At 40.7% G+C, this 7,567-nt stretch carries 5 protein-coding genes and 2 pseudogenes; 2 read left to right on the plus strand and 5 right to left on the minus strand.

Annotated elements, in window-relative coordinates; translation table 11 throughout:
- The first annotated feature begins 479 nt into the window (after positions 1-479).
- The gene (locus IQ228_RS16695) at positions 480-1,352 is read left to right on the plus strand and encodes an S-methyl-5'-thioadenosine phosphorylase (RefSeq protein ID WP_027404511.1); all 873 of its coding nucleotides are present in this window, start codon (positions 480-482) and stop codon (positions 1,350-1,352) included.
- Positions 1,353-1,511: 159 nt separating this feature from the next.
- Here IQ228_RS16695 and IQ228_RS16700 read toward each other — a convergent pair.
- Positions 1,512-1,607, minus strand: a pseudogene (locus IQ228_RS16700) (coproporphyrinogen III oxidase); the annotation flags it as partial.
- Between the two features lie 119 nt (positions 1,608-1,726).
- Positions 1,727-2,239 (minus strand): hypothetical protein, encoded by a 513-nt coding sequence (locus IQ228_RS16705; protein WP_027404510.1) that lies wholly within the window; start codon positions 2,237-2,239, stop codon positions 1,727-1,729.
- A 176-nt stretch (positions 2,240-2,415) separates the two neighbouring features.
- Here IQ228_RS16705 and IQ228_RS16710 point away from each other — a divergent pair.
- Positions 2,416-2,583: pseudogene (locus IQ228_RS16710) on the plus strand (magnesium-protoporphyrin IX monomethyl ester cyclase); the annotation flags it as partial.
- Between the two features lie 34 nt (positions 2,584-2,617).
- Here IQ228_RS16710 and IQ228_RS16715 read toward each other — a convergent pair.
- From IQ228_RS16715 to sat, 3 genes are all read right to left on the minus strand, one after another.
- Complete coding sequence (locus tag IQ228_RS16715) at positions 2,618-3,403, minus strand: Uma2 family endonuclease (RefSeq protein WP_193963613.1); 786 nt, start codon at positions 3,401-3,403, stop codon at positions 2,618-2,620.
- A gap of 256 nt (positions 3,404-3,659) precedes the next feature.
- Positions 3,660-5,789 (minus strand): caspase family protein, encoded by a 2,130-nt coding sequence (locus IQ228_RS16720; protein ID WP_027404507.1) that lies wholly within the window; start codon positions 5,787-5,789, stop codon positions 3,660-3,662.
- Between the two features lie 460 nt (positions 5,790-6,249).
- The gene (sat, locus tag IQ228_RS16725; RefSeq protein ID WP_027404506.1) at positions 6,250-7,425 is read right to left on the minus strand and encodes a sulfate adenylyltransferase; all 1,176 of its coding nucleotides are present in this window, start codon (positions 7,423-7,425) and stop codon (positions 6,250-6,252) included.
- Positions 7,426-7,567 lie beyond the last annotated feature (142 nt).

A 7,567-nucleotide genomic window follows, 5' to 3' on the forward strand; every position in this document is an offset into this window, starting at 1 on the left:
CAAGAACCCCACCCCCAACCCCCTCCAGTATCAAAAGCTTATCCTTTTCTTCCCCCCGCTGCGGGGGGATTTAGGGGGGTGCGATGAGGGGGCTAAGATGTACCTTATATGATTGGAAATCGCTGTAGTAAGTAGGTGAACACAATAAAACCAAACTCTGTAAGTAGTGAGACAGAATTAATTACATAATGTCATTGCGTAAGCGTTGCGTTAGCCATATATAACGGAGTGAAATGAAGCAATCTCCAGGGTTGTGATTGCTTCCCTTCGCTCGCAATGACTGTAAATATTTTTGTCCAATTACTTAAAGAAACGTAAAATCTCTGAAAACTTCTTTACTCTTGCCTATTGCCTATTGTCTTGCTATAACGACAATTTTCAACGCCAACCTGCTTATCTGTGAATTTTGTGCATTTATCAAGGGACAGTTTTTAGGTAAAATTACTTGTGAGTTCAATTAGTGAGAAATTAGATAGTTTATGACCATAGCTAGAATTGGAATCATAGGTGGAAGCGGGTTATATAAGATGGAAGCACTGAAAGATGTGGAGGAAATAGAGATTTCTACCCCTTTTGGTTCACCGTCAGATGCGATTATTCTCGGAACTTTAGAGGAAACTCGCGTGGCATTTTTAGCGCGTCATGGTCGTAATCATACGTTGTTACCTTCTGAGTTGCCATTTCGGGCTAATATTTACGCGATGAAGCAATTGGGGGTAGAATACTTAATCTCTGCGAGCGCTGTGGGTTCTTTGAAGGCTGAAGCTAAACCCCTAGATATGGTAATTCCTGATCAGTTTATTGATCGAACCAAGAATAGTATTTCTACCTTCTTTGGTGAGGGAATTGTGGCGCATATTGCCTTTGGTGAGCCGATTTGCCAGAATTTGGCTGGGATTTTGAGGGAGGCGATCGCTTCTTTAAATTTACCAGATGTCACGTTACATGATGGTGGTACTTACGTATGTATGGAGGGACCGGCTTTTTCCACTCAGGCTGAATCTCATCTCTATCGGAGTTGGGGTGCTACGGTAATCGGGATGACAAATTTACCCGAAGCAAAGTTAGCCAGAGAAGCGGAAATCGCTTATGCAACCTTGGCGCTGGTGACGGATTATGATTCTTGGCATCCCGATCATGATAGCGTGACGGTGGAAATGGTGATTGGGAATTTACACAAGAATGCGGCGAATGCACAAAAGGTAATTCAAGAAACTGTGAAGCGGTTAAGTGCAAATCCCCCTGCTAGTGAGGCGCATTCGGCTTTGAAGTATGCGATTTTGACGAATTTAGCAAATGCACCAGCAGCAACGAAAGAGAAGCTGGCTTTGTTGTTGGAGAAGTATTTGTAAGGGAATAGGGGATTGGGGATGAGGGTAAAAATAAAATGCAGCTTTTATTCATCAAAATCTATTTCTTGTGGTTACGATGTAAGCGATGTCCAGCTACCCAAAAAATCGGTCTACATTGGATGGATAATGCTCCTCAAATAGATTCTGCTCTACCATCAGTAAACCAAATATTGTTCCCCGGTCATAGACTAAGTTAAATTCAACGTAACGACCTCTACGGTATAATTGGAATTGTTGGAATTGACGCTGGCGATCGCATTCCCCATAACTCCAGAAAAGCGATACATCAATCTTAACATTTTCCTAATTTGGTTAGAATCAGGATGTCCAGGATTAAAGGATTTATAGGATGGAGATTGACATTTTTTTAATCATTAATCCCACCAATAAGTAATAACCACAGCATCTCGCTGTTGCCAAAGCGACTCACCTTCCAAACCTGCTTCCAATCTCATTCGTAACTGTCGCCTAAGTCGCAAACCATACTCTTCATTATTACCATCAGTAATATCCACTGAATCTGCACGCCACTTTTTACCCAAATCCAAAAGCTGAGACACAATAGTATCTTGGTTTTCTGTCAAAATGTACAGAGTATCTCCAGGATAAGCTACAAAGTGTATTGTACTCGATTCTGGCATTGGGCGATAATTTGCCATTGCCAATAAAGTATCTACCAAACCACCAAAACTTAAACCATTTTCATCTGGTGCAAAAATTGGTTTCGTAAACAGAAAACTTGCCCATAGATGAGAATATTGACTAAGATCCCTAATCACCTCCTCCCCATTAAACTCATTAAAGCGACGTTGCCACATCAAAGCTGCAAAAAGTTCCTGGGGACTGTATTCTTGAGCTAGGGTTTGAATGTTGGCTAGGTTTAACATAGAGAATGAATAACAGTTTGATTAAGTAGGTTGGCGTTAAAAATTGTCGTTATGGCAAAGGAACGGGGAACGGGGAACAGAAAAGAGGTTTTCAGCCTCCTAATTATAGCAACGGTCAAGGTAGTTAGGACATGAATTGTTCGTGTCAACTAGAGGTGGGACTCTCCCCAAGCGATAATCGGCATCATTTTGTTAGAGATGAAGAATTTGAACAGTCGTGGGAACATATTGATGGGGAAGCAAGACGAGCTTTTATTGAATATTTGGAACGTTCTTGTATTTCCGAGTTTTCGGGATTTTTGTTATTTAAGGAATTATCACGAAAGGTAAAAGCAAAGATCCCCGACTTCTTAAAGAAGTCGGGGATCTGAATAAAAGTTAGTCAGAAATGCCAGCATCTCGCAGGCGTTTCTCTAACTGTTCCAAGCGTTTTAAGGCAGTTTCTTTAGCAAGTCGTTCTTGGTTAACTTGGCGTTGAGCAGTTTCTTTTGCTAGTCGTTCTTGTTCTTTAGCAAGTCGTTCTTGTTGCACTAACTCAGAACCCCAAAGTAGCAAATTACCATCTTGATCCCACCAGCGTAACCAATAACCTTGACGGTTTTCGCGTTTTCCTTGCCAAACACCAATAAATAATTCCATTTCAGTTAACCAATAACGGTTATTTTCATCTGAGGAACGCAATTTATAGTGTCCATGTTCATGCAAGTGATATATTTCTAATTCACCAATATCTGGTTGAAAAATGATGTAGTTAGGAACTTGTAAAACTTGTTCATAATAAAACCATTTTCCAGGAGGATAGGTGTGTTTATTAGAATATTCACTACCATCTGGATCAGAAAGAAATTCCATTACCACCGCAGGAATTTGTCCCTGTTTGTGGGGGGTGTAACTGCGTTGGATTTGTTCTCTAGACACTGTAATTTGCGGCACGTAAGCCCAGTCAGGGGCTTTGATGACAAATTTATCATTTACTGTGGCGCAGATGCCGTAATTGGTGGTAGCAAGGGCAGTTTCTGGAAGTTTGCCAGCAAGTTCTAGGCTTTCTGTGAGTGCTGCTGCCAGACTGGGTTGATTGACATTATCCACAGGTTCATCGTCTAAAATGAAGTCTTCGGGTAAGAGTTCCCAAGTGATTTTGGTGGTCGAAGCACTTACAACCATAGGAAACATAAATAATAGATTAAATTTTAGTATAGCTTGTCATGGATATGACTGGGGATGTTAGATTTTAGATTAAAACAATTGGGTAGTTCCAAATCCAAAATCAAGTGACAATTAACGAAGTTTAGATATTTGCATTTCTAAAGTAAGGATTCAGGCTACAGAAAACTTGATATAGCAGAGAAGATAAAAGAAAAATATTCTTTATTTTTTATTCTAAACTCCTGAATGGGCGCAGTCCCTACGCCCCTACTTTCTAAACAACTTGAAAACTAAAGTTCAAACTTGCCCAGTTATTAACAGCCAAAATATAGGCATCATTGGTAGTAATATTCATATCAGTTTTCACTTTACTAGCATTATGTAAATCTTGTAATATCGCTTGGGCAACTTCCAAAGGATTGACTAGAGGACTAATAGTCTGTTGATCTGTGGTAGAATATTTGGTAGTAGCTAATGCCGCGAGAGTTTCCTGAAACGGTACGGTACTCAGAATAATTTGGTGTTCACAAAAAGTATAACGTGTGGGTAATAACCAACCAGGTTCAGATTGATTATCTGGTATTTTCATAGTTTGACCTGGAGGAATGAGAATTTCTATTAGTTGGGGTTTAGTGGGAGGAATTTCTGTTTCTGGAAAAACTTCCCAAGGATAAAAAGCAAAGGCATTTTGATTATTATTTAAACCCACTAAAATTAAGTATATAGGGCGATCGCTCAAATTTTCAACCTTATATTGCAAACGACTACCCAGAGGAATTGTCGGCATAGCAATTCCCTCGTAGCCAGGTGGTTGCAATATGTTATCCTGACTAGCAGTTCCCAAAGTGTCCCGCACCATAAACACACGGGAGACAATACTATTAACAACCTCTAAAGTCGCCCTCACAGGTAAACGGGAAGAACCTTGATTTTCTGTCAACTGCCACAACTTTGATGCCAGCAAAGTCGAAAATTGCGGTGTTAATCGCTGTACTGCCACCTTCACCGCTTCCCCAACTTCCCCGATAGTATTAATAATTGGTTCACCACCCAGGCAAAAAAGACCATAACGGCTAGGAACTTGGGCAACTTTACCAAATACATAATCAGCGGTTTCTTGTGTGGTGATAATATTAGCAATTCGGCTAATTCCTGAAAAAACGCTAGTAGCATCTACCACTTCAATTCTTTCCAAATGCTCATCTAACGCCACATTCACAAAAATATTACGGGGTAATATGCGTATACTTTCTTGGACTATTTGCCCAACTTGAGGGAGATTGGTAATCTCCCTATTTGTCAATTGAGCTTTAGCTACTAACCCACTTCTTGATTTAACAGTTAACTCTGCCCCTGTATCCAAAATTAACCGAGAATTTACGCCATAATTAGTGATAACGTGGAGAGGTAATCCCCCCAACCATAACTTGAATATTTTGCCATCTTCTTCTACGGCTTGAATCACCCCAATACTTCTCAAGTTATCAATCGGAAAATAATCAATAATTAAAGCATTGGGAAATTTATTTAACTCATTTAATAGACTTGGTTGTTGTTTTCCACCCAACTGATACATGGAAGTAGCAACACCAGAAAGAAAAACCGAAATTGTTTTAGCTGGGGTAGTTTCCCACAAATATTGAGTTAAAGCATAAGTTAATAATCCCACAGTGCCATTAGAGAAAATAAATTCTCCTGCCTGTTGATTTGGTGCTGCGGTAGCGTTGATAATCAGAGGATGATGATTAGCTAATTGCCGATTTTTCAGTTGGGATAAAAACTCTGATTCCTCTATTTGTAAAATTGCTGCTGATGATTGTGGTCGGGTACGCACTCGTAAACCAGTGGGTTTTAATTTAGGAGCATGATTGTAACTGGTATCTAATATTGCCGTAACTTGATTTGTAGGGAGCGATCGCAATAATAATAACAGAGTTTCTGTCAATAAATAGTTTCTCGATTTTGTGCCTAATAAATTATTCTCATCAACAGGAACTATGGCATTTGCTAATATTCCCGTCCCCAAATCAACGCGAGTCCCATAGCCGGAAAAATGGAAAATCACCACATCTCCAGATTTGGCTTGCTTACCCAAGTGATCTAAAAAAGCCGCTGTAATAAAATCTTTACTAGCTTGTTCATCAGTTAAAGTTAGAATATCCGCTGCTGCAAAACCACAACGATTAATTAACAGTTCTGTTTGCAATTCCACATCAGTTACACAACCCCCCAGAGCAGGACTTTGTGGATATTGATTAATACCTATTAATAATGCTAACTTCCGCCGGTGAGATTGTGCTAAAGCTTGGTAATAGGGATTTCCCAAACTCAACCACTCAGTCTCAGCTAACCCCAATGCTGCTAGTAAGCCGCTAATTTGTTGTAAAAACCTACGCCGTTTCATCATTAGCAATCAGACTCCAGCCCATTAGCTAATAGCTTGAATTACTCCGCCGTAAGACGGACGGAGCTTCCCAATTCATCGGGAGTAGCCTCTAGAACTTCGTAGTTCTATTGGACTTACATTCCCTCCAAGGGCAGGAGTCCTGATCCCCAAGACCCAAATCTTTTGCTTGCGACATATACCTATTAGCTTGGTTTTCGCTTATGGCATTGATGGTCAAGATACTCAATATCTTACCAGAAGATCCTGGGGATTCATCATCCATCCGCACTTTATTTTTACAAGTAAAGTTCTTGATCTGAATCTAAACTAATACAAGTAATTGGACAAAAATATTTACAGTCATTGCGAGGGAAGGGAAGCAGTCACAACCCTTGGAATTGCTTGATTTCACTTCGTTTCATATGGCTAACGCCACGCTGCGCTAACGCAATGACATTGTGTAATTAATTCTGTCCCATTACTTAGGTGATATTTGCATAGCCCGGGTCAACTCAGCCGCAACTTCTGGACGAGAAAATTCTGGCGGTGGTAATTCACCTCGACGTAACATTTCCCGCACCTTTGTTCCCGACAGATGAACTCGTTCCTCTGGACTACTAGGACTGGTTTTAGTTGTGGCCATTTGTTTGGTGCGCTTACAATAGAAAGCGTGTTCAAACTTCATTGGCACAATTCCCAACTCTTCAGGGGCAAATTCATCGAAGATATACTGAGCGTCATAAGTGCCGTAGTAGTCACCGACACCAGCATGATCACGTCCGACGATAAAATGTGTACAGCCGTAATTTTTCCGCACTAAAGCATGGAAAATGGCTTCTCTTGGACCTGCATAGCGCATCGCTGCTGGGTTAATTGCCAAAATTACTCTATCTACAGGGTAATAGTGTTCTAGTAAAATTTCATAACAACGCATCCGCACATCAGCGGCGATGTCATCCTCCTTAGTTGCCCCTACCAATGGATGCAAAAATAGACCATCTACAGTTTCTAAAGCGCATTTTTGAATATATTCATGGGCGCGGTGGATAGGATTGCGAGTTTGGAAACCCACAATTGTTTTCCAACCTTTTTCTCGAAACATTTCCCGTGACGCGGCGGGGTCAATTTGGTAGCTGGGAAAATGGGGATGAGAATCACGTTGTAATAGCCAAATATCACCTGCTAGGTTGATAGAACCTTGATTATAAACCACCTGTACCCCAGGATGTTTAAGATCATCAGTGCGATAAACATTGATGGCTTCCTGTTGTTTGTCGTAGGTATACTTTTCAGTGAGTTCTAATACCCCAATAAACTCGCCTCTGGGATTATCCAGACGCACTAAACCGCCTTTTTGTAGAGGGGCTGCTACTTCTTCCGTTACAGACAGTGTAATAGGAATTGACCAGACAATACCGTTAGCTAACCGCATTTCTGTAACGACTCGGTTATAGTTTGCTTGGTTCATGAAACCAGTCAAAGGACTAAAACCACCAATGGCAATCATTTCTAAATCGGAAACTGCTCGCTCATCAAGTTCCACACGCGGTAAAAAGTCAGCTTTGGAGAGAAATAGTTCTCTTTGTGCTGAGGAAGCAACCCGGTTAATTAACTCTCCACCGTGGGCGGCAATGGCATCTGGATGGTAACTCAACGTAATTTTTCCCTAATTGTTGCAAACTATGTATTAAGTTACCAAATTATTGGTACACATTGTTAAATTTCTGTGAATTTTTTTCCTTTGCCGGTCGGAAAGGGTGAGATTAGAAGGAGTGGGGGGAGCTGTCTCTTATACA

It is taken from the genome of Dolichospermum sp. LEGE 00246 (genome assembly GCF_015207865.1).
Lineage (GTDB): Bacteria > Cyanobacteriota > Cyanobacteriia > Cyanobacteriales > Nostocaceae > Dolichospermum > Dolichospermum heterosporum.